The sequence below is a fragment of the Auritidibacter ignavus genome, assembly GCF_029853775.1.
Lineage (GTDB): Bacteria > Actinomycetota > Actinomycetes > Actinomycetales > Micrococcaceae > Auritidibacter > Auritidibacter ignavus.
The window spans coordinates 1,511,265-1,531,752 of record NZ_CP122564.1 but is presented as its reverse complement, the minus strand read 5'-3'; the positions used below and the strand labels follow the sequence as shown (position 1 = coordinate 1,531,752).

Sequence of the window (20,488 nt, the reverse complement as noted above, 5' to 3'; positions counted from 1 at the left end):
ATACATCAGGCCGCCCGGAATATCCGGACGGCCCAACGTCGTGCTGTGAATGATGAGTCACCGATAGCTTAGCGACCGAGCAGAATGTGAGCGAATTATGACGTGAAGCTCAGCTTCTACTCAGTATGCCAGTCTCGGCTTTAGTAGTAATGGCCCTGGCGGAAGTCCCAAGACAGGAAATGATCCGACAGGTTACGCAAAATCTGGTCCAGGTAGACACCTTTGCGAATGAGCATCGGAGCCGGAGTGACATCGCGCTCGCCCTTCTGCTCGGGCACCAGGGTTCCCTGATCATCGACGAAGGACACCATCACGCCCTGCTCCCACCGGGTCTCCACGGTGGCATCGGGCTGGATGGAGGCCACGTAATCATCGGCCTCAATGATCAGATCCACACCCTGTTCGATGCGTTCGCCGATCCCCGACACCAAGCCACGGTTACCCTGGCCGGAAGGATTCGCCGAGGACGCGAAGACTAGCTCGCCGTCTTCTTCCCACCGGGCCCGGGCAATCTGCTCACCGGGCTTGCCAAAGGCCATCACAAAACACGAGGTGCCACGACCGTCCATGACCAGCTCTTCAGCACCGGCGGGAATATAACGCTTGGCCTCGTGCTTCCAGGGCAGAATGCAGCCCATCAGGACATCTTGTTCTTCGTGCGTGCGGTAGAAGGCCTCCACCTCGTCGTTGAGCTCGGCCAATTCCGTGATCTGGTCGACCGAACCGCACAGCACCACGGCCGGCTTATTGCGCTTGCGCTGTTTGAGGTCGAATTTGCGCTCGAGCCCTCCAAGATCCGAGGTCATCACAATATAACCAACTTTGGTGGGGGAGACGATGGCCTTCCCGCCGGCCCGCATCAGCGCCAGGCCCTCACTGTTGAGCTCACCGTCCCAATGGACCATCGGTGCTTTCTCGGACATGGATGGGTACTCCTTCGACTCGGAGGTTATCTGGGTCACGACCCAAGTGTAGCCAGGCCCCGCCACCGCCTTGAGTAACACGCCACCCGGTGATCACTATGTGAGATAACGAAGCGTGAAATGCTCCGAGCTGAACGTCTCCGTCATCAGGGAGAATAGATCTATGGCAGATTCTTTCTCACAGACACCAGACCACCCCGAGACCTCAGCTTCTGCATCAGGTTCTACACCAGCTCCGGCCCCGCGCATTCGCGCCTCCGAGCTGATGGGTGAAACGTGGTTCAATACCGGTGGGGAACCGTTGGATGTGGCCAGCCTGCGTGGCAAGATTGTGTTGCTGGATTTCTGGAGTTTCTGTTGTATCAACTGCTTGCACGTCTTAGACGAGCTCCGACCCCTGGAAGAGAAATTCTCCGACGTGCTGGTCACCGTCGGGGTGCACTCCCCGAAATTCGATTACGAAGGGGAGACCTCCGCGGTGGCAGCGGCTATTGAGCGCTACGAGATTAACCATCCGGTGGTCAACGACCCGGCGCTACACACCTGGCAAGCCTATTCGGCCCGCGCCTGGCCGACCCTGGTGGTGGTAGATCCCGAAGGCTATATTGTCGGCCACTTATCCGGTGAAGGCCAAGTGAACGGACTCTTTTCACTGGTGGAAGAACTCGTCGATATCCATGACGCCAAAGGCACCCTGCACCGCGGTGACGGTCCATTCGTTGCACCAGCCCCCGCCGCACGTCAGCTCCGGTTCCCGGGCAAGGCGACCGCGCTGGGGACCCGTGGGTCCCAACCGGGCTCTTTTCTGGTCTCCGACTCCGGACACCACCGCCTGGTCGAACTCGCCGGGGATTTGACCACCGTGCTGGCCGTCTACGGTGGAAACGGGAGCGGTGACCCCCTGCCATTGAACGCCACTGACCGAGACCTGATGGGCCAGCGCGGGGACGCCGATGGTGATGCGGCCACCGCTCTGTTCAGTGAACCCGGTGGCACCACGTTGTTGCCAGCAGAACTTGCCGCCCGGGTGGGGTATGACGTGGTGGTCGCTGATACCGTCAACCACCGATTGCGGAGTCTGAATCTGACCACCGGCGAGGTCGGCACTCTGGCCGGTAACGGCATCCAGCGTCTGATCGACTCCGAACGCGCCAAACAGCCCAGCGACCACGTCCAGCTGGGCGCGCTGAGTACCGACGCTACGGAGACCTCACTGTCCTCGCCGTGGGATGTGCTGTGGGTGGACGAGCTCAACACCGTGCTGATCGCCATGGCGGGAACCCACCAGATCTTCTCCTTCGACCCCGATACGGCGGTGCTGGGGTTGTTTGCCGGAACCGGTTTGGAGGGTCTGACCGATGGTCCGGCCGGTACCGCTTGGTTTGCCCAGTCCTCCGGGCTGGCTACCGGCCGAGCCGGCACCGTGTGGGTGGCCGACTCAGAGTCCTCGGCGTTGCGTGAACTCCACGTCAGCGACCCTGACCAGATCAGCGTGTCTAGCCCCATCGGTCTTGGCCTGTTTGACTTCGGGTACCGGGACGGTGCGCCTGGTCAGGCTCGACTACAGCACCCATTGGGTGTGGCCGGACTACCGGATGGCTCGGTGTTGATCGCCGATACCTACAACCACGCGGTGCGTCGTTACGCCCCGGAGCACACCAACCCGGATGGAACCACCGCCGAGGCCACGGTCGCCACGGTGGCTCGCAATCTCCACGAGCCCTCCGATGTGCTCGTGGAATATAACGCTCAGGGGCAGGCGGTGTCGATTGTGGTGGTCGAGACCAACACCCACCAGCTGGTCCGGATCGCAGTGCCCGAACAATACCTCAGCGTCGATGAGGGGGCGATGACGACCCAGCGACCCACCACCCGGATTGCCGCCGGCGAGCTGGAGCTGACCGTGGGCTTCACCGCCCCGGCCGGGCAGAAACTCGATGACCGGTGGGGGGATCCCACCCAGCTGACGATCTCCTCCTCTCCGGAGGAGTTGCTCGTGGAGGGCACCGGCTCCCAGACCGGGCTACAGCGACAAGTGCAGATCAACCCGGACATCACCTCCGGGGTGCTACACATTACCGCCCGAGCTGCGGCCTGTGATGGCCAGCCCGGCGAACCGATCCCCGATGCGGCCGCCTGTCATCTCTACCAGCAGGACTGGGGAATCCCCGTTGAGGTCGCGAGCACTGAGAAAGCCGGGCAGAATGACGCAACACCGGTGCACCGTCGCCTGGATTTGGACCTGCGCGGGATTCACTGACCTGCCTGCTCAGCGCTGACCAAACCTGCACGAATTGCCCGTATTTCACTAGACTGTCACCGACAGTCCTGATCCCCTCCGGAGGTATCCCACTATGGCCACCATCGTCACCTGCGATTCCAGGCATCACTCCACTCGCGAGATAGCGGACTACATTGTGGAAGTGTTGCGTACCACCAACGGCTCGGCCGCGGTCTTCGCAGAGCTGGACGAGGTCGGCAACAACATTGACAACATCGACGCGCTGGTGGTGTTGGCCCCGATTTACCAGGGTAAGTTCTCCGAGGCTGCCAGCCGTGTGATCCTGGCCAATCAGGCCGAGCTGGCCCGTAAGTCGCTGTTCGTGGCCGCGGTCGGCATCGCTGAGCAGTTGCCCCAGGACGTCTCCGATGTGCTCACCAGCTACCGGCCCCGCGAACTCGGCTACTTCCGTGGCAAAATTGACCCCTCGGTGCTGTCTGGGGCCGAAAAGCGTCACGTGGACGAATCCGAATACGGGGACTTTCGTGACTGGGATGCCATCAAACGCTGGGCCCAGACCATCGGCAACCGCGGAGCCAACTAAACCGACAGGGTGACCTGTCAGCCAGGTTATTGCCAGTGCAGGGTCACCTCGATGTGCTCGGGGGTGAGTCGGAGGTCAGCCTCGAGCGTGAACGGCTGCTGGTACTCGGTCCGAGACTGCTCGCCGGTGCCCACATCGATTTCATCCACTTCCAGCTGGGCGATGGCTTCAATGCGATCGATGCCGGGTGAGCCCGGTTCGTCGGTGTACATGACTTCGGGACTATCGAGCAGAGACCACTCAATACTGTCCGGGTCTACCCGGTTGGCCGTGCTGTAACCGAACGGGCACCCGCTCGGTTGGAGCACCTGTTGGTCGGTGCAGTGGGTAAGTTCCTGAGAGACTTCTTCTTGAACTTTCTCGGTGACCTGTTCGGTGAGTTCCAGTGAACCGTCCTGGGTTTTGTTCCGTCCTAAAATGAGAGGATAGAACTATGCCAACCAAATACCCGCAGTCGTTTAAAGATCGTGCCACGCGCATGGTGTTTGATCGGCTCGAAGATGAAGACGCGCCGAGCCGGTATGTGGTGATTCGTGAAACCGCGCCCAAGCTCAGTATCGCGACAGAGACGTTGCGTCGTTGGGTGGAACAAGCTGAAGTGGATACCGGTCAGAAGTCAGGGGTGTCCACGGATGCCCAAGCGCAAATCCGGAAGCTGAAGCGGGAGAACGCGGAGCTGTGCTGGGCTAATGAGATCCTCAAGACGGCGTGGGCTTTTTTCGCAGCGGAACTCGACCGCCCCACGACGAGATGATTGCTTACATTGAGATGTTCAGGGATCGTTTCGGGGTCGAGTCCATCTGTCGTGTTTTGGGTGCGACAGACCGTGGGTTCATCACCTCAGGTGGCTATCGGGCGGCGAAAGCCCGTCCTGCCAGTGATCGTTCGCGTCGGGATGCAGCCCTGATCCCAGTGGTCAAAGAGTTGCACCAGGCTAATTATGGGGTTTATGGGGTGGGCAAAATGTGGCATGCCATGAGACGTGCTGGCTGGGATGTGGGCCGTGACCAAGTGGCTCGGCTGATGTGCCTGGCGGGACTTAGCGGTGTGGTGCGAGGACGAAAACCCCACACCACCATCGCTGCGAAGGTCTCGGATCAGCGGCCAGATTTGGTCAACCGGGACTTTGGCGTCACAGCACCCAACCGGCTGTGGGTCGCGGATATAACCTATGTGCGCACCACCAGCGGGTTTTGCTACACCGCGTTTGTCACGGATGCCTTCAGTCGTAAGATCGTGGGCTGGTCGACCCGCACGACGATGCGTACTGATGCGCTACCGTTGGAAGCGTTAGAGCACGCGCTGCTCAGTGCTAAGGACCAAGCCCTGGATGGGTTAGTCCATCACAGCGACCGTGGCTCGCAATATGTCAGCATTCGCTATACCGAACATCTTGCCAAGGCTGGTCTGACGGCATCGGTTGGGACCGCTGGAGATGCTTACGATAATGCATTGGGTAAGACGGTTAATGGCTTGTATAAGACCGAATTGATTTATGCTCGGCCCGCTTGGCCGTCAGCTACTGAGGTGGAATTCGAAACGATGAACTGGGTCCACTGGTGGAATACCACCCGATTGCATGAAGCCTTGAACTACCAGACCCCGACCGAAGCCGAAACCAGCTACCATATGACCCAGGCACAAGCCCTAAGCCCCGTATAACAAGCGGAACAAAACCCAGGGCGCTTCAGTTGACTGGTTTTCACTCACTGTAAATGTTATCTTTACAGTATGGAGGTTTTGCGGAGTGCGCTGAAGCACGGCTACAGCACAGCCGATGTGCTCCATGCCTACGACAACGCGCTACGCCTCGTGGAATACGAGCACCACGGGGATGAACGGCCTCTGACTGATCGGTCCAGATCAGGCAGGAAACCTCATGGAAGTCGTGGCAGTCCCTGCCCAAACACCGCTGCGAATCATTCACGCTGACGCCTTACGTCCCAAATTTTATGACTATCTGAGGTGAGAACCATGAGCACCCATTTACATACCAATAACGCCACCGGTCTTGAGGATCTTGACCCAGCAGTCACCCCTGTCCAAAACGCAACACACTTCCGCAACATCCGCACCGCTCGAGCCAACCTGGCACAAGCCGAAGCCGACCTCCGGGCAGCAGTGCAGCAAGCGAGAGAGGCGGGAGACTCCTGGACCGTCATCGGCGCAGCACTGGAAACCACCCGGCAGGCCGCCTACCAGCGCTTCGGACGCGACTAACGTCGTCCCCTAATTGCGGTATTCGTGCGGTAAATGAGCGGTAATTTACCGGCATTTTGCGACCACATTTTCTGCAGGGCGTGCCGTCGAAGGCCTGAATTGTATGCACAGTGGCCATCGACAACCTTGTCGATGGCCACGAATTCTTGTATTGGACGTTATGCGTGTTGTGACTGGCTAGTCCGGGGTGCTTGTGGTTGTTCAGGGTGCACGTGAAGTGCCCACCAGGTGTTTCCAGCAGCGCCAATGCTCAGCAGCGCCAGTGGAATCATTTGCAATCCTTGCCAGTCCCATCGGGGCACCAGCATAAAGGTCACAGCTATCAGCACTACTAGAGTCAAAACGCGCCGCGAAGACGGTTTGACGTCATCCGGTCCGCTCATCTGAGCTGCTATCATCGCAGCGACGACCACAGCAGCTAACACAGCGGGTATCCACCATTGCCCCATTAAGTCAATAACGCCCAGTGACCATATGACTACTCCCATAGCGATAGCCGCTACAACATTCCATATGTCCCGCATAGGTCCTCCTTGAATCGGCTTCTACCAGGTTATTTTCAGCATCCCTGATTGACATCAATAATGAAACCGCCGATACCAAAGCCCGTTGCACAGGCGATTGCTGCTGGAGGAACCGGAGTTAGCGCCGCACACATTCCGACGTTGGCGCTTATCCATGCAATGGCAGCAGCCCACGCTGATGGATACTGAGGCATTGTCTCACTCTGAGGTCCTATTTCTCCGGAACCTGAAACACCGAATGCGTCCTCATCAAACTCCCAGACCGTGATTCCACTAGCATCAGTTTCAACGTTTATAGCACCGGCGTCGTACATATCAAGAATACCGGCCAACGCTTCGTAGTCATCAAACACAGTAGCGAGAACTTCGGCGTCCAAATCAGCGTCACCCGTAGAAAATCCTGTCGGCATCTCTACGTTTACGTGAGAAGAACGAACTAATTCAGCACGTGCTTCATGCCCCGCGGGGTCTGCTTCTTTCGAAATATCAATAAGCTGATGAAGGTCATCTGTGCTGATCTCTTCAAGAGCAGTTTTTTGTTCTGAAGACGAGAGGGTAGAATCTTGTGTGGCCGTAGCAGGTTGAGCCAAAAATACAGTGAGCGCTAGAGTCGCCACTCCTAGTGCCCCTATAAGCCTGCGGAAGTTATTAAACGATTTGGCAAATATGGCCTTCGTCCCTTCAACCTATTTGGTGAGTGGCCTGTCATTCCAGCGTAAGAGATCATTTCTTCAGCGAACACTTGAAAAACGTTGCAAAAATCTCTACTCAGTTCCCTCAAATAATGCGATACACTGCGATCTCAGTCAACGACTAATTGAGGTTTCCTGAAAAGTCTTAAATTACCTCTAGTAACCTTGTGTAACACACATCACATTAAGCGCTATTTCTCTAGTGTTGGCAAAATAACCTGCCGTTTTCTGAGGTCACCCTCCCGTCTTGAGCATCAGCCTGTCCTGATGTCATTTTTCAGAAGCTGACTGCACCGATTTCAGAAGGCGGCTTCACAGACCGATACCGAGGGCTTTTCTCCCGTCGGGACGGAGCTCTCCTGTCGGAGAGACGTGCCGGTAGAGGGTTTGGCGGGTTACCCCGAGTTCTTTGCACAGCTCACCGACCTTGGTACCCGGTTGGCCCATGGACGCTGCGGCCAGGCGGACTTTGGCCGGCGTCATTTTGTAGGGTCGCCCACCTTTGCGGCCACGTGCTCGCGCTGAAGCGAGTCCGGCCTTGGTGCGTTCAGAAATCAGGTCACGTTCAAACTCCGCCAGAGCAGCGAAAATGCCAAACACCAGTTTGCCGGAAGCAGTCGTGGTGTCAATGGCCGCCCCTTGACCAGTGAGCACCTTCAACCCCACGCCACGGTCGGTCAGATCATGGACGACGTTGACCAGGTGACGTAAATCCCGACCGAGCCGGTCGAGCTTCCACACGATCAACGTGTCCCCAGACCGTAGTGCTTTCAGACACGCTGCCAGCTGTGGTCGATCGTCTTGCTTGCCAGAAGCTTGATCTTCGTAAAGCTGCTCCGGATCAACACCGGCAGCAAGTAAAGCATCTCGTTGCAAGTCTGTGGTTTGGGAGCCGTCGGTTTTGAGACTCTCGCGTACCCGATCAACACCCTGGTCTGCTCCTGTCATATATTCGATCGTTAATGTGACAATCCGGCGACAAGGCGACCACTTACGAAACTTGTCACATAACCCGTCATCTATTCTACGTCATGCAAACAGGGGCTTTGGTAACTGATGTGACATACAGTCTGCTGGAATCTCGAACCTGCCTCGGCTACTTCCTAACAAGCACTCAGAGGACGAATGCAAAACCGCAGAGATGCGCGCTCGAGTTTGCAAAAGACTTCTGAAAATGACCACACCCGCAAAAGATAGCAAGAAACCGGATCTTGCGTGACTTAGGCGAGGAGTTTAGCGTGGCTATGTGATGGGAGCAGGCCCATCCAAACTCCAAGGAGAATAGAGCGATAATGCACAGCACCCTATCGACCGTTCCCCGAAGAGCTATCAACGTTTTTCTCACGTTCTTATTGGGTATCGGATTGGTAATGATCAGCGCAACATCTTCTAGCGCTGCGAGCCTCCAAGCTTCAAATACATCTACCGCAGAAGAGACCATCAACGAAGCTCGTGAGGCCGACCCGGAAGAATTCAACCAAACGGTGGAAATTCTCGAATCCTCACCACTACTAATGGCATACCTCAACTCTTATGAGGGCTTCGATGCTGAGCAAGAAGTACAGGTTCTCGCAACTCAGTTCAATCCAGATGCTGCTCAAGCATTCGTGGAGGTACTGGAAAGCGGCGAACTTACAATCTCTGCAGGCACAGACAAACACGGCAATCCCGCACCGGAAGTCAATATTAATCCTGACCTAAACAACAGCGGTGAAATATCTACTCAAGACTTCCCGCAATGCCCCTCTGCCTGGGCTGCACTCTATGCGTGGGCTGCCACTGAAGCAGCTTTCTGCGGAGCTCTTGGGCTGGCTGGGCCAGGGGCGGCTTTAGCCTGTGTAGCTGCTTTTACAGTTATCGGCACCGTCCCTGACTTTAATGCAGGATGCTAAAGCACAAAGTCAGCTACGGTTTCATGGAGTGAGAAACTAAGGTGAGGAAGGGAATAGCACATGACGAATAAACGTCTAGACCTATTACCACTCATCCTGGGGCTTATAGTCGCTGCTATTATTGCTGTTGTTGGCATCATGGAAGCCTTTTATGCCTGGATCATTGGTATTCCATTAATCATCTTGGCTATCGTTATAGGAAGAATGTACGATAGGCGACTTTCTGATTCTCAGAAACGCAATAGCAATAAAGGGATATGGGTTGGCATCGTCGGAACGATCGTCAGTGTCGGAGCGCTACTTCTGAGAGGATCAGAATTTACCGCATATGTGACGCCACTTCTGTCAATAATTACTGGTGTCGCCGTCTGGTACGTTCTAAGTCGCAGCGCACAGGAACGAACGCTTGAAGATAGCCCGGCAAGTGCTTCTTCTTAAAGCGATGGATGGCATACAACGTCAGTAATTAAATGATGACCACACTTCCTTGACCTCTTATAACTAACTTAATCACCCTCGAGTTCTGCATGGTGAAACATCTCATTGCAGTGCTCGGGGGTGACTCAACTTTGTGGTGCGACCTGCATCTCCACTGCCAACAATTACTCAATATGCTAAAGGGCCGAGGTGTGAGAACATTACAGCTATAAAAGATGGCACACCCGTATGGGACAATTATTGCCGACCGGAGCCTAAAACAGCAGCCTTCCCAGCGACGTTCTCAATAGCTATTGGCAAATGCACGATCGACCCTACGCCGAACTCGGCTATCTCAATTGCGTTTGTGACGCTATCCTTGTTGCACTCATCAATAACAATCTCAGCAATAATCCATCAAAAAGTAATAGGGTGCGCATTCCTTCCCGTACTCGTTTTAGATCTTATCCAATTTCTGAATAAACCTTCCCCCGCCCACAAGGGGGCGGGGGAACCATATACCGCTTACGGCATTTCCACCCCCCTATTCGGGGAGCACTCCAATCTCACGAAGTGCAGTTAAGTGATTGGTCACTGTCCGGGGTTGGGACGGTGGCGTGCGAGCTCACGAGTGATGGTCTTTCCAGGAAGTAACAGCAGCAGAGATGACACCTGTCTCGCGCCGATCAGGCCAAGAGCTAGGCCAGTAGCACCGCAATCAGGATCGTGGCCGGGATGGCGGCGATGGTGGTGACAAGAACAGTATCCCTGGAGACTACGATACCGGTGTTGTACCGGCTGGCGGCGACAAACACATTCTGGGCGGTCGGCAAAGAGGCCAGCACCACAGCGGTGAAGACATGAATGGCGTCCAAACCGAAGACGAATTGGGCCAGCACCCAGGCCAAAGCCGGGTGGAGCACCAGTTTCAGCGCAGAGCCGATCAACACGGCACTGCGACGACGGCTATCTTTCTCGAGGGGTTTGGAACCCACCAAGGACAGGCCAAAGGCGAGCAGCATGGCTGGGATGGAGGCCCCGGCGATTAGCGTGATGGATTCATCGATCGGGCCGGGGAAGTGGATGTCAGTGAGAGCGGAGATGATACCCAGGCCCGAACCAATAATCATCGGGTTTTTCACGATGCTGACGAGCATCCGTGCCATGACGGTGAGAAATCCGGTGGGGCGTACCTTGCGTGGGGCTGTGGAGGACCGATCGGTACGCTGTTCGCGGTCAGTGAGTGTGTCCAGTACCAGCACGTAGATGGGGGTGTAGATGGCGAGCTGGAACAAGATCACCGGAGCAGACCAGGCAGGGTTGCCCAGCACGTAGGCCGAGATCGGGATGCCGAGGTTGGCGGAATTGACCATGGAGGATGACATGCCCCCCATGAATCGTTCTGACCAGGTGCCGGCGGGAATCACGAAGCGGGAGATCACCAGGTAGACCACCAGGACGGTGAATGCCGAGATGGCGGCGACCCACAGTTGGGGGCCGAGAATCACCGAGATATCGGATTCCGACAGGGTTTTGAATAGCAACGCGGGGTTGGCGACGAAGAAAGCGGTGCGAGACAGCACCTGCTGGGCTTGGGGGCCGAGCACCCTGGTTTTCCCGACCAGGTAGCCGACGAGGATAATCACCCAAATGACGGTGAACCCAGAGATCACCTCGGCCACGAAAAAATCGCCCTCCCGCTTGTGCATTGTGTCGCTATTGACTGTTCCAGCGCGTGGTGCGCTGACCTTAGTTTAGACCAGCGTTTGCTACATCTACGGAGCGGGAGGGCGTTCGGCCTGGGTCGAGGGAGGTGTTTAGAGCGCGAAGGGGCGCATATTCAGGGTCTTGCCGGCGACCTCAGGGGCTTGGCCGGCAATGATCTGAGACACGACCTCACCGGTCACCGGGCCGAGGGACAACCCGTGCATATTGTGGCCGGTAGCCACAATGACGCGCGGGGCATCCGGCAGAGCTGAGATGATTGGCAGGCCGGTCGGTGTCATCGGACGAGGCCCGGACCACTCTTCGGTGCGGGGCAGGTTGCCCACCCCTTGCATGAAGGCGGCGGCCTCTCGGTGCAGGTGCTTCATCCGCGAGTTCTTGAGCTCAACGGTGTTGCGGGAGAAATCCATCAAGCCCACCACGCGCAGGTGGCCAGACATGGGAACACCGATGGTTTTGTAGTCCAGGGAAGACACGAGGTTCTTCGGCAGGATCTCGGGGTCGACCCGGAAGGAGTAGCCTACACCGGAGGTCACATGAGCGGACTTCATGACGTCCAAGCCGGGGATCTCGGTGAGCGAAGACCAAGCGCCGATGGCCACCACCGCACGGTCGAACTCCACGGTTTCTTCCCGCTGAGACGAAGACCCTGCCGAATCACCGCCGAAGGATACGGTGGCAGTACCGTCCGAGATCGAGGTCAAGGTGGCGTGTTCGTGGATGGTGACCGACGACTTGCGCAACCAGTCGATCAACGAGTCGACAAAGATGTCCGGGTCCAAGAACCGTTCTGTTTCGGCCACGAATCCGGCACGCACCGAGGTTTTCAGGAAGGGCTCGTAGTCGTGAAGTTCGTCATCGAGCATGATCGGGCCCGGCTCGGGGGTGCCCAAATGGCGGGCCCGTGCCGCCTGGGCATCCCGGGCATCACGCAGTGCGTCGACGGAGTTGTGGGTGTTGAGGAAGCCGGTGCCACCACCGCCTAAGTCGATACCGTCTGTGGCCATAGAATCGAACGCGGCGATCATGCCGTTGACCAGCTGGTCCAAGTCCCGGGTGTTCCGTCGGACTGCTGCCGGAGTGCAGTTGGACATGAAGCCCAGACCGAAAGCAGACAACCACGGCAGAGCGGTGGGGTCAATCGACAAATAGTGCCTATTGGATGCCACGCCCCGGAAGATCTCCTTTAACTGCTTCGGCTCGGGCATGGGCAACACCTGCAGGGGCGTGACTTCACCGGCGTTACCACGGGCTGCGCCGGAGCCCAACGTCTCGTGATCAAAAAGTGTGACCTTATGACCCGCGCGGGTGAGCTCAAAGGCGGTGCACAGGCCGATAAGACCGGCCCCAAAAACGGCGACATCCACGGAACGGGCTGTTGATGTAGCTGATTCAGCCATGAAAGACTTCAACCTCTCGTGCTCAGTGAGTGAAACCACCTCGTTGTTGTTTCACTCTGACCAGGTACCAGTTCTTCCACCATAGAACACCCACACCACCACCAGGGATGATCCGGGTGAGATGACCTGACACGGCACATCGGACCGGAGAGCCGTTAGTGACTCCGGTCCGATGTGAGCAGTGCCAGGGTGCAATGGTGGTGAGGTTTTTACCAGCCACGTTCGGCTAAACGGTGCGGAGCCGGCAGGTCGGCGACGTTAATGCCGACCATGGCTTCACCCAGTCCGCGAGAGACTTCAGCAATCACAGAAGGGTCGTTGTAGTTCTGAACGGCCTTGACGATCGCTTGGGCGCGAGCCTCAGGGTTGCCGGACTTGAAGATCCCGGATCCGACGAAGACGCCGTCAGCGCCGAGCTGCATCATGAAGGCAGCATCGGCAGGAGTGGAGACCCCGCCGGCGACCAACAGCGGAACCGGCAATTTGCCGGTGGCGGCGACTTCTTGGACCAGGTTCAACGGAGCCTGCAGGTCCTTGGCTGCAGCGTAGAGTTCTACCTCAGGCAGGGCGGCCACCTGGGCAATTTCTCCGCTGATCTTGCGGATGTGTTTGGTGGCTTCGGAAACATCACCGGTGCCGGCTTCCCCCTTCGAACGGATCATCGCTGCTCCCTCAGCGATTCGACGAAGGGCTTCACCCAGGTTGGTGGCACCGCAGACGAACGGGGTCTTGAACTGGTGTTTATCAATATGGTGGGAGTAGTCAGCGGGGCTGAGGACCTCGGACTCGTCAATGAAGTCGATTCCTAAATACTCCAGAACCTGAGCCTCAACCTGGTGACCGATACGCGCCTTGGCCATCACCGGGATGTCGACGGCTTCGATGATGCCGGTAATCAAGTCGGGATCCGACATGCGGGCTACGCCACCTTCGGCGCGAATATCGGCCGGGACGCGTTCCAAGGCCATGACGGAGCTGGCTCCTGCGTGGGCGGCGATGGTGGCCTGTTCGGGGGTGACGACGTCCATGATGACGCCACCGATGAACTGGTCAGCCAGGCCTCGGCGGACAGTGGCGGACGAAAAGGTCTGAGCATGGTGCTGTGTGGTGTTAATGTCAGTCATGATTCCTTACTGTAGGACCGTTACCGGACCAATCGTAGGTCCAGTTTCGTGCCAGTTCTTCGGACCAGTTTGCGGGAAGGCGCTTAGACTGGGTGGTGATGACAGCCTTCCCGAGCCTGCAGATCGCGTCCGATACCGCTGAATCCATCCCAGTTCAGCTCACCCGGCAACTGCGTGATCTCATCCTGTCCGGGGTGCTTCGCGCCTCCGATAAATTGCCCTCGACCCGACAGCTGGCTGGGGATCTGAACATCTCTCGTGGAAGCGTCGTGAGCGCCTATGAACAACTCGTTGCGGAAGGCTACTGCGCGAGCAGGCAAGGGGCCGGCACGGTGGTGCATCCGGATTTGCCACCGATGCCGGCCCGGCAGGTTGGTGCCGGGACCCAGCCTTCACAGCCGACGCACCATCACATCTTGCCGCTGACTCCCGGCGTGACCCTCAGCGAGCTGTCGCACCGGCGTAGTTGGATACAAGCCTGGCGACAAGCAGCGCACGCTGCACCGGTCGGCGTGCACGGAGATCCGGGATTGCGCCATGCGCTCGCGGAATATCTGCGGTTGTCTCGAGCCACCGTTGTCGATCCTGACCGTTTGTTCATCAGTGGTGGGGCTCGAGAAGGTCTCCTTTTGGTTTTGGCTGCCCTGGAAGACCGGCCCCGTCTCGGCGTGGAATCCCCGGGGTATGCCCCCCTACACCACCTGGCGGCGCGTTTCGGAGCTGAACTGACCGGGCTGGAGGTAGACCAGCAGGGGCTGGTCACCTCCCGGCTGCCCGACAACCTCGACGCGGTGATCGTCACGCCAAGTCACCAATATCCCTCCGGGGCATCTCTCCCGCTACAACGTCGTCTCGAACTGGTGGAATGGGCTCGTGCCACCGGGTCCTGGGTCATCGAGGACGACTACGACGCTGCGTTGCGCTACACCGGAGAACCCCTACCGCTGTTGAGTTCCTTGGACTCTGAACGGGTGGTGACCTTGGGATCGTTTTCCTCGACAGCTCCACAAGCGCTAGGTGGAGGCTTCGTGGTGGCTGGAAGTGGGCTGGCCGAAGAACTTCGGCATGCCCGCCAAGATATTGGTCCTGCTCTAGGGTCCGGTATTCAAACCGTCTGGCGGATTTTGCTCGATAGCGGAGAGTACTCTCGCGATCTGGCGCACCAGCGAAACCGAGCCATGCGACGCCGTGAGATCCTCGGGGCAGAACTACCTGTTACCGCCACCATGGACGAGCGACATGGTGGCAGTAACGCCATGGTTTATCTGGACGATGGTCTGCCCCTTACCTCTCTGGAGCTGTCCGAACAATTCCGTCGCGCGCACCTAGGGGCGGTGGTGGACCCAGAGTACTGGAGCATTTCCGACCACAGAGGCAAGCCTTTACACGCCGATGTGTCCTCCAATATGGTGCTGGTCGGTCTCGGGGGAGGTCGTGATGAGAACTTTCACCAAGCCTGCCACGCCTTTGGGCAGATCCTGCGGGGATGAGGGCGACATGACGCTCTAATCACAGAGGAGACGTCAGGCTACGGAGCAAGGGCTCCGTAGCCTGACGCTGATGAGATCACCGCGGTGACCTCACACGGGGGTGGCTTTTAGGAGACGTTACGACGACGCAATACCACCGTCAAAATGATTCCCAGAGCAATCGCAACAACACCTGCTGCAATGAGCCAGAACACGTTGGCACCGGTTCGGGCTAGATTGTCGCTAGTTGCTACCTCTTCAGTTGCGTCGGCCTCAGGTGATTCCGTCGCTAAGGACTCGGCGCTGGTTGGTTCAGCGGTCGGCTCAGTGGTGCTGTCGGTGGGTTGTTCGGAGGGAGTGTCACTGTTAGTGGGCTCTTGGGTTGGTTGTTCAGTACTGTTGGTGGGTTCTTCAGCGGGTTTCTTGGTGCCTTCAGATGGCTCCTCCGAGGGCTCCTCGCTCGGAGCAGGCGCCGAGGTTGCGGCGCGTGCCGTCAACCACTGGCGCTCTTCAAGGGGTTTGGTGACCAGACGCGTTTCGCCAACGCAACCGTTCCATCCGTCGGTCAGCTCCTCGCCCCATAGGCCAGCTCCCAGAATCCAGGGTTTGCCGTCATCGTGCTGAATACCGGTGGCGTTGATGACGTTACGCAGAATCGGTGCACCATCGACATACATCGTCACGGTTTGCTCAACCGGGTCATTGACCACAGCCACGTGGACCCACTCAGCTTTGGGTACTTCGTGGGACCAATTCGATGAGCTGTCGAGCTGGTTGGACATGGAAGACCACTGCAACTCCTGCAGATCGGAGAATGCCAGGTTGACGGGCATGTCCATGCCACCGCCTTGGGTGATGTTGTTACGCTCGCCCATGCGGCCGAACGCCGTCATGGAAGGGTTTCGGTCGGCAGACCAGGTTTCGTCGACGCGAATGAAGGTTTCGGGGCTCTTCACAATCGAGGGTGTAGACGGGGCTTGAATCCTCCGCTCTCGAGCAAGGACCTGGCGATGTAGTTGGTTGGGTTCCGGAAGCCCAGGGCGGATCCGCGCAGGTGTTCGAGTCGTCCGTTGATGGCCTCGGTGGGTCCGTTGGAGGTTCCGGGGCGGTCGAAGTAGGCCAGGATGTCTGCCGCCCTTTTCTTCAGCGTCCTACCCAGACCGGCCAGCTCGATGAGCTTGGTCGGCACTGCCCGGCCCAGCTTGGCGATCAGCTGCTCCATCATCGCCCTGCCCTCGGCCCTGTCTGTCTGGCGGTAGGCGGCGACCATGTGCTGGTAGAACGCCCACGTGGCCTCGACCTCCACATGCTCGTCAGCCTCGAAGAGGTCCTGGATCCTGGAATACTGCTTCTCGGTGAGCAGGTCGGCCCCGGTCAGCAGGGTCCGGCGGGCCTTGTAGAGCGGATCCTGTTTGCGGCCCCGGTGGCCGTTCACCTGTTGCTGGACTCGCCGGCGGCATCGCTCGAGCGCGTCTCCGGCCAGGCGGACCACATGGAAGGGGTCCATGACCGTGGTGGCTTCGGGGATCTCCTCAGTGGCTGCGGTCTTGAAGCCGGTGAACCCGTCCATCGCCACCACCTCCACGCCATCCCGCCAGGAAGCCGGACGCTCGGCCAGCCAGGTCTTGAAGGCCTGTTTGGAGCGGCCCTCGACCATGTCCAGCAACCTCGCCGGACCGGTGCCGACGCGCAGTGGTGTGAGGTCGATGATCACGGTGACGTACTTGTCGCCACGCCGGGTATGGCGCCAGACGTGTTCATCCACGCCGATCGCGGTGACCCCGTCAAACCGGGCCGGGTCGTCGATGAGCAGACGCTTGCCCTCGGCCAGCACGGCGTCGTTGGCGGTGTTCCACCGCACCCCCAACGCCTCGGCGACCCGGGCGATGGTCAGGTGCTGCACGACCAGAGCTTCCAGGGCCCAGCGCAGGGCACGGCGGGAGAGCTTGGCCTTCGGCTCTGCCGCGGCGGTGGTGTCCTGGCGCCAGACGTGGGCGCAGTCGGCGCACCGGTAGCGCCGAACCGTGACGTGCAGAGTCGTGGGCCTCCAGCCCAGCGGCTCGTGCGCCAGCCGGCGGATCACCGTGCCCCGCGCGGTGCCCTGAGAACCACAGCGGTGACACCACTCATCTGGCTCCACCACCCGACAGGCCAGTACCGCCCGCCCGGGCTCCACCCGTTGCCCGGTAGCTTGAAGGCCGAGCTCGTCCAGCCGGCAAAACTTGGTCAGGTCACAGTCGTCGAAGGTAGCGTTAGGCACGTCGAGGTCTTTCAGATGGCTTGTGTAGGAACTTCCATCATCGGAAGGCCTCGACCTCTATCCAGCTATCGACGCGCCACTTCCCCGAGACCCCCGTCTACACCCTCGATTGTGAAGAGCCGGGTAAGGTCGCAGCGATCGCGGCCTTCAACCCAGCGTGGGCATCAGAGGTCACCAGCTTCACTCCACTAAGGCCCCGGGCGGTCAGGTCGCGGAAGAAGGACAGCCAGCCGGCCCCGTCCTCGGCGGTGCTGACCTGGATGCTGAGGATCTCGCGGTGGCCATCGCGGTTGATGCCGGTAGCCACCATCGCGTGCACCGGGACCACACGGCCGGACTCACGGACTGTGAGCACCAGCACGTCAGCGGCAACGAAGGTGTAGGGCCCAGAGTCTAAGGGTCGGGTGCGGAAGGCCTCGACCTGCTCATCGAGTTCAGAGGCCATCTGCCAGACCTGGGACTTCGACAGGCTCTCGATCCCCAGGGACCCGACGAGCTTATCCATCCGGCGGGTAGAGACCCCCAGCAAGTAGCAGGTGGCCACCACCGAGGTCAGTGCCCGCTCAGCACGTTTGTGTCGTTCCAGCAGCCACTCGGGGAAGTAGGTCCCCTGCCGCAGCTTGGGTACCGCCACATCCAAAGTGCCGGCCCGAGTGTCGAAGCCCCGGTGCCGGTAGCCGTTGCGCCGGTTCTGCCGGGCATCAGAGCTCTGCCCATATTCAGCGCCGCAGACCGCGTCAGCCTCGGCTGAGAGCAGGGTGTTGATGAACATCTGCAACAAGTCCCGGATCAGGTCAGGACTTGCCTGCAAAAGCTGTTCCTCCAACAGGCCGCGAAGGTCGATACTAGAAGGGGTGACGGTCATCGTGAAACGTCCTTTCGAGAGTGCTTTGGTAGGTTCACTCGAAGGATCACACGGTGACCGTCACTCTGTAATGAATGACGCGCTCACCGGGGAGCCGTACACCACATTAAAGGACGCTACTTTCCTGTTGCTGTTACTCTCTTTGAGAAGCACATATCATGACACCTTTCGCTCTTCTATTGGCGATGAATGTTGAAGCTACCAGCGAAGCGGTCAGGAAAAGCGCCGTAACCACCACCGCGATTAGAGAGGCTTCGGCATTGGCCGAATGAAATCCAACACAAAAAAGTGTTGCAACAAGCCCTGATACGGCGGAAGTTACTAGAACTGGTCGGGCCGCTCGATGCCCCGCCTCCCAGGCCTCCTGAGAGGATTTTGTAGCTCTAGTCTTCAGACCGAAGGCAGCGTTCGGACCGAGAGATACTGTCCAGTTAGTACTTAAAGCAAGCATCAGAGCCGACAACAATATACATACCCCTGTAGCAACAAAGAAGACTTCAGTCAGCATCGGATCCTCCCAACTGCTGGCAGCTTCCTGTTCCTTTCTAGGTGGTGTGTCGATGCTGTTAAGCATCCACCTGCTGCCAGAATGACATAACTCATATCCCTCGTCAATCGTTCGGCGAGACTCATAACAAGTCCCCGCGTAACCAGGGGCCGTGCCTCATTGAAAAGCCCAGCCGATCCCGGGCAGTTGCAGGCCCACGACTATATCTTCGGCGAAGAGCTCACTGATCGGAACACCTTTACGGTAATGCTCGGCTTCAGCCAACTGGGCGCATCGGACCAGTAGTATCTGATTCAGCCCCTCAATGCTCTGGGCTTCGGGTTCAGGGACCATCACGTTGCGGCGTAAGAACCCCACGGCGTTTTCCACGTTGCCCTTCTCGTGACCGGAGTAGGGGTTGCAGTAGCGGGCCTGGCACCGATAGTGGACTTTGAAAGCACCGAAGAGCTTCGACTCGATGACCTTCTTACCAGTACGCCGGCCGATGCCGGTAGCGTTGTCGAAGATCAGCTGCCGAGGAACAGTGCCGATGTGTTCAAAGATGGCCCGAAGCCCATGACAGACACACTCTGCGGTTTCACCTCGGTAGGCCTGGACGTAGCGCATATTCGAATACAGGAAGCTCACCACCAGGATATGCAGTAGCATCTTCACTCCCGCGATCAGCGCCTGAGCTTGGCCGAAGTCGACCTGGGCGGTGCCTGGGGGCCACACCAATTCCTGGAACCCCTCACCCGAGTTCTGTTTTGAAGTGCAACACTGATCGGTTGGTTCTGATTCTAGGTGCTCTTGGAAGACTTCGGCGGGAGTGAACCACTCCAGGCATTTTCGGGGTTGGTTGTTGATCTCGGTGATGGCGGCTTGGAGCTGGTCTTCGGGGATCTGGCTGAAGTCGGTGCCCTTGGGGTAGTAGCGGCGTAGCCGGCCATTGTGGTGCTCGTTGGTGCCCCGCTGCCATGACGAGTACGGGTCAGCGAAATAGGTGGCTATCCCGTAGTCGGTGACCAGCTCGGTGTGCAGGTGCATCTCGGTACCGTTATCCATCGTGGTGGAACGGCGGGCGTGGGCCGGCAGCGGGCTGAAGAGCCGCTTCTGGGCGTCCACGCCTGCCTGTGAGGTCAGCGTGTCGACCTTGGTGGCGACCAACATCCTCGAGTGTCGTTCGACCTCGGTGTGGATGCCATCGCCGATACCCTTGGTCCCCAGCACGCTGTCGCCTTCCCAGTGGCCGAACGTGGTGCGGGCATTGATTTCTTCTGGCCGGTGATGGATCGAGACGCGGTTGGGGATCTTCGAGGAATGGACCTTGCGGCCATGGCGTTTACGCCGTTTCTTGTGGCCGCGGGGCAGGTATTGAAGCGCCCCGGGTTCTGTAGAGACCGTGATTACTGGATCCCAACAGGGGCTGGGTGTTCTAGAGCTAGTTGCACGGCGTGCCGATCGTCGACGGTAGCGCAGGACGCTGCTGTCACTCTGCGCGAGGCCACGAGTGTAGCACTTGTATTTCACTGACCGGCCGGATAGTATGTGCAGAGCACAGCATGAGTAGAGGAGGTCAGTAGTCTTGGGACCGCTGGGAATAAGAGTGCTCGGGTCCGCGGAGACGCTTCCCGAGCGAGTGGTGCCAACTGCAGAGGTCGCAGC

16 protein-coding genes and 4 pseudogenes are annotated in these 20,488 nt (G+C 58.5%); 7 read left to right on the top strand and 13 right to left on the bottom strand.

From position 1 onward, the window contains the following. Positions 1 to 140: 140 nt before the first annotated feature. Positions 141 to 923 carry an L-threonylcarbamoyladenylate synthase gene (locus QDX22_RS06995; protein WP_122549274.1) on the bottom strand — a complete coding sequence of 261 codons (783 nt, stop codon included), beginning with the start codon at positions 921 to 923 and terminating at the stop codon, positions 141 to 143. 163 nt (positions 924 to 1,086) lie between these two features. Between QDX22_RS06995 and QDX22_RS06990 the strand changes: the two genes are divergently transcribed. Together QDX22_RS06990 and QDX22_RS06985 are read left to right on the top strand one after the other, a co-directional pair. Next, entirely contained in the window at positions 1,087 to 3,183 is a 2,097-nt protein-coding gene (locus QDX22_RS06990) for an NHL domain-containing thioredoxin family protein (protein WP_279717675.1), read from the top strand. A 94-nt stretch (positions 3,184 to 3,277) separates the two neighbouring features. Further along, positions 3,278 to 3,748, top strand: a complete 471-nt coding sequence (locus QDX22_RS06985; RefSeq protein ID WP_122549276.1) for a flavodoxin domain-containing protein — start codon at positions 3,278 to 3,280, stop codon at positions 3,746 to 3,748. A 26-nt stretch (positions 3,749 to 3,774) separates the two neighbouring features. On the opposite strand, the gene QDX22_RS06980 is transcribed toward QDX22_RS06985, so the two are convergent. Further along, positions 3,775 to 3,960 (bottom strand): hypothetical protein, encoded by a 186-nt coding sequence (locus tag QDX22_RS06980; protein ID WP_166769848.1) that lies wholly within the window; start codon positions 3,958 to 3,960, stop codon positions 3,775 to 3,777. Positions 3,961 to 4,181: 221 nt separating this feature from the next. On the opposite strand from QDX22_RS06980, the gene QDX22_RS06975 reads away from it, so the two are divergent. Continuing rightward, positions 4,182 to 5,410, top strand: a protein-coding gene (locus QDX22_RS06975; protein WP_279717673.1) for an IS3 family transposase whose coding sequence is annotated in 2 segments (ribosomal slippage) — positions 4,182 to 4,458 and positions 4,458 to 5,410 — 1,230 coding nt in all. Because the reading frame shifts where the segments join, the coding sequence is not laid out codon by codon here. A 312-nt stretch (positions 5,411 to 5,722) separates the two neighbouring features. Then, positions 5,723 to 5,968, top strand: a complete 246-nt coding sequence (locus QDX22_RS06970; protein ID WP_122548949.1) for a hypothetical protein — start codon at positions 5,723 to 5,725, stop codon at positions 5,966 to 5,968. A gap of 559 nt (positions 5,969 to 6,527) precedes the next feature. Here the strand turns inward: QDX22_RS06970 and QDX22_RS06965 are convergent. Together QDX22_RS06965 and QDX22_RS06960 are read right to left on the bottom strand one after the other, a co-directional pair. Continuing rightward, complete coding sequence (locus QDX22_RS06965; RefSeq protein WP_147472516.1) at positions 6,528 to 7,109, bottom strand: hypothetical protein; 582 nt, start codon at positions 7,107 to 7,109, stop codon at positions 6,528 to 6,530. Positions 7,110 to 7,496: 387 nt separating this feature from the next. Next, positions 7,497 to 8,113: pseudogene (locus QDX22_RS06960) on the bottom strand (recombinase family protein). Positions 8,114 to 8,476: 363 nt separating this feature from the next. On the opposite strand from QDX22_RS06960, the gene QDX22_RS06955 reads away from it, so the two are divergent. Both QDX22_RS06955 and QDX22_RS06950 read left to right on the top strand, forming a co-directional pair. Continuing rightward, complete coding sequence (locus tag QDX22_RS06955; protein ID WP_122548945.1) at positions 8,477 to 9,076, top strand: hypothetical protein; 600 nt, start codon at positions 8,477 to 8,479, stop codon at positions 9,074 to 9,076. Positions 9,077 to 9,136: 60 nt separating this feature from the next. Further along, positions 9,137 to 9,514 carry a hypothetical protein gene (locus QDX22_RS06950; RefSeq protein WP_122548944.1) on the top strand — a complete coding sequence of 126 codons (378 nt, stop codon included), beginning with the start codon at positions 9,137 to 9,139 and terminating at the stop codon, positions 9,512 to 9,514. A gap of 677 nt (positions 9,515 to 10,191) precedes the next feature. Here QDX22_RS06950 and QDX22_RS06945 read toward each other — a convergent pair. The 3 genes from QDX22_RS06945 to pdxS form a co-directional block, all read right to left on the bottom strand. Then, positions 10,192 to 11,175, bottom strand: a complete 984-nt coding sequence (locus tag QDX22_RS06945) for an AEC family transporter (RefSeq protein WP_122548954.1) — start codon at positions 11,173 to 11,175, stop codon at positions 10,192 to 10,194. Between the two features lie 135 nt (positions 11,176 to 11,310). Next, positions 11,311 to 12,618 (bottom strand): NAD(P)/FAD-dependent oxidoreductase, encoded by a 1,308-nt coding sequence (locus tag QDX22_RS06940; protein ID WP_122548943.1) that lies wholly within the window; start codon positions 12,616 to 12,618, stop codon positions 11,311 to 11,313. Between the two features lie 209 nt (positions 12,619 to 12,827). Further along, positions 12,828 to 13,742 carry a pyridoxal 5'-phosphate synthase lyase subunit PdxS gene (gene pdxS / locus QDX22_RS06935; RefSeq protein WP_122548942.1) on the bottom strand — a complete coding sequence of 305 codons (915 nt, stop codon included), beginning with the start codon at positions 13,740 to 13,742 and terminating at the stop codon, positions 12,828 to 12,830. 98 nt (positions 13,743 to 13,840) lie between these two features. On the opposite strand from pdxS, the gene pdxR reads away from it, so the two are divergent. Continuing rightward, the gene (gene pdxR, locus QDX22_RS06930; protein ID WP_279717672.1) at positions 13,841 to 15,232 is read left to right on the top strand and encodes a MocR-like pyridoxine biosynthesis transcription factor PdxR; all 1,392 of its coding nucleotides are present in this window, start codon (positions 13,841 to 13,843) and stop codon (positions 15,230 to 15,232) included. Between the two features lie 107 nt (positions 15,233 to 15,339). Here the strand turns inward: pdxR and QDX22_RS06925 are convergent, their stop codons facing one another. The 6 genes and pseudogenes from QDX22_RS06925 to QDX22_RS12100 form a co-directional block, all read right to left on the bottom strand. After that, positions 15,340 to 16,086 (bottom strand): LamG-like jellyroll fold domain-containing protein, encoded by a 747-nt coding sequence (locus QDX22_RS06925; RefSeq protein ID WP_279717671.1) that lies wholly within the window; start codon positions 16,084 to 16,086, stop codon positions 15,340 to 15,342. Positions 16,087 to 16,163: 77 nt separating this feature from the next. After that, complete coding sequence (locus QDX22_RS06920) at positions 16,164 to 17,471, bottom strand: ISL3 family transposase (protein WP_117328627.1); 1,308 nt, start codon at positions 17,469 to 17,471, stop codon at positions 16,164 to 16,166. 103 nt (positions 17,472 to 17,574) lie between these two features. Next, positions 17,575 to 18,336, bottom strand: a pseudogene (locus QDX22_RS06915) (IS256 family transposase); the annotation flags it as partial. 133 nt (positions 18,337 to 18,469) lie between these two features. Continuing rightward, positions 18,470 to 18,910, bottom strand: a complete 441-nt coding sequence (locus QDX22_RS06910; RefSeq protein ID WP_279723913.1) for an SdpI family protein — start codon at positions 18,908 to 18,910, stop codon at positions 18,470 to 18,472. Positions 18,911 to 19,012: 102 nt separating this feature from the next. Continuing rightward, a pseudogene (locus tag QDX22_RS06905) lies at positions 19,013 to 19,591 on the bottom strand (transposase); the annotation flags it as partial. Continuing rightward, positions 19,589 to 20,200: pseudogene (locus QDX22_RS12100) on the bottom strand (IS30 family transposase); the annotation flags it as partial. The pseudogenes QDX22_RS06905 and QDX22_RS12100, both read right to left, overlap by 3 nt. Between the last annotated feature and the right edge of the window lie 288 nt (positions 20,201 to 20,488).

Excerpts from the sequence above, each read along its gene's own strand:
- pdxR (WP_279717672.1), top strand. The coding sequence starts at position 13,841 with ATGACAGCCTTCCCGAGCCTGCAGATCGCGTCCGATACCGCTGAATCC.
- QDX22_RS06910 (WP_279723913.1), bottom strand. The coding sequence starts at position 18,910 with ATGCTTAACAGCATCGACACACCACCTAGAAAGGAACAGGAAGCTGCC.
- QDX22_RS06985 (WP_122549276.1), top strand. The coding sequence starts at position 3,278 with ATGGCCACCATCGTCACCTGCGATTCCAGGCATCACTCCACTCGCGAG.
- QDX22_RS06940 (WP_122548943.1), bottom strand. The coding sequence starts at position 12,618 with ATGGCTGAATCAGCTACATCAACAGCCCGTTCCGTGGATGTCGCCGTT.
- QDX22_RS06995 (WP_122549274.1), bottom strand. The coding sequence starts at position 923 with ATGTCCGAGAAAGCACCGATGGTCCATTGGGACGGTGAGCTCAACAGT.
- QDX22_RS06970 (WP_122548949.1), top strand. The coding sequence starts at position 5,723 with ATGAGCACCCATTTACATACCAATAACGCCACCGGTCTTGAGGATCTT.
- QDX22_RS06925 (WP_279717671.1), bottom strand. The coding sequence starts at position 16,086 with ATGGGCGAGCGTAACAACATCACCCAAGGCGGTGGCATGGACATGCCC.
- pdxS (WP_122548942.1), bottom strand. The coding sequence starts at position 13,742 with ATGACTGACATTAACACCACACAGCACCATGCTCAGACCTTTTCGTCC.
- QDX22_RS06980 (WP_166769848.1), bottom strand. The coding sequence starts at position 3,960 with ATGTACACCGACGAACCGGGCTCACCCGGCATCGATCGCATTGAAGCC.
- QDX22_RS06950 (WP_122548944.1), top strand. The coding sequence starts at position 9,137 with ATGACGAATAAACGTCTAGACCTATTACCACTCATCCTGGGGCTTATA.
- QDX22_RS06955 (WP_122548945.1), top strand. The coding sequence starts at position 8,477 with ATGCACAGCACCCTATCGACCGTTCCCCGAAGAGCTATCAACGTTTTT.
- QDX22_RS06990 (WP_279717675.1), top strand. The coding sequence starts at position 1,087 with ATGGCAGATTCTTTCTCACAGACACCAGACCACCCCGAGACCTCAGCT.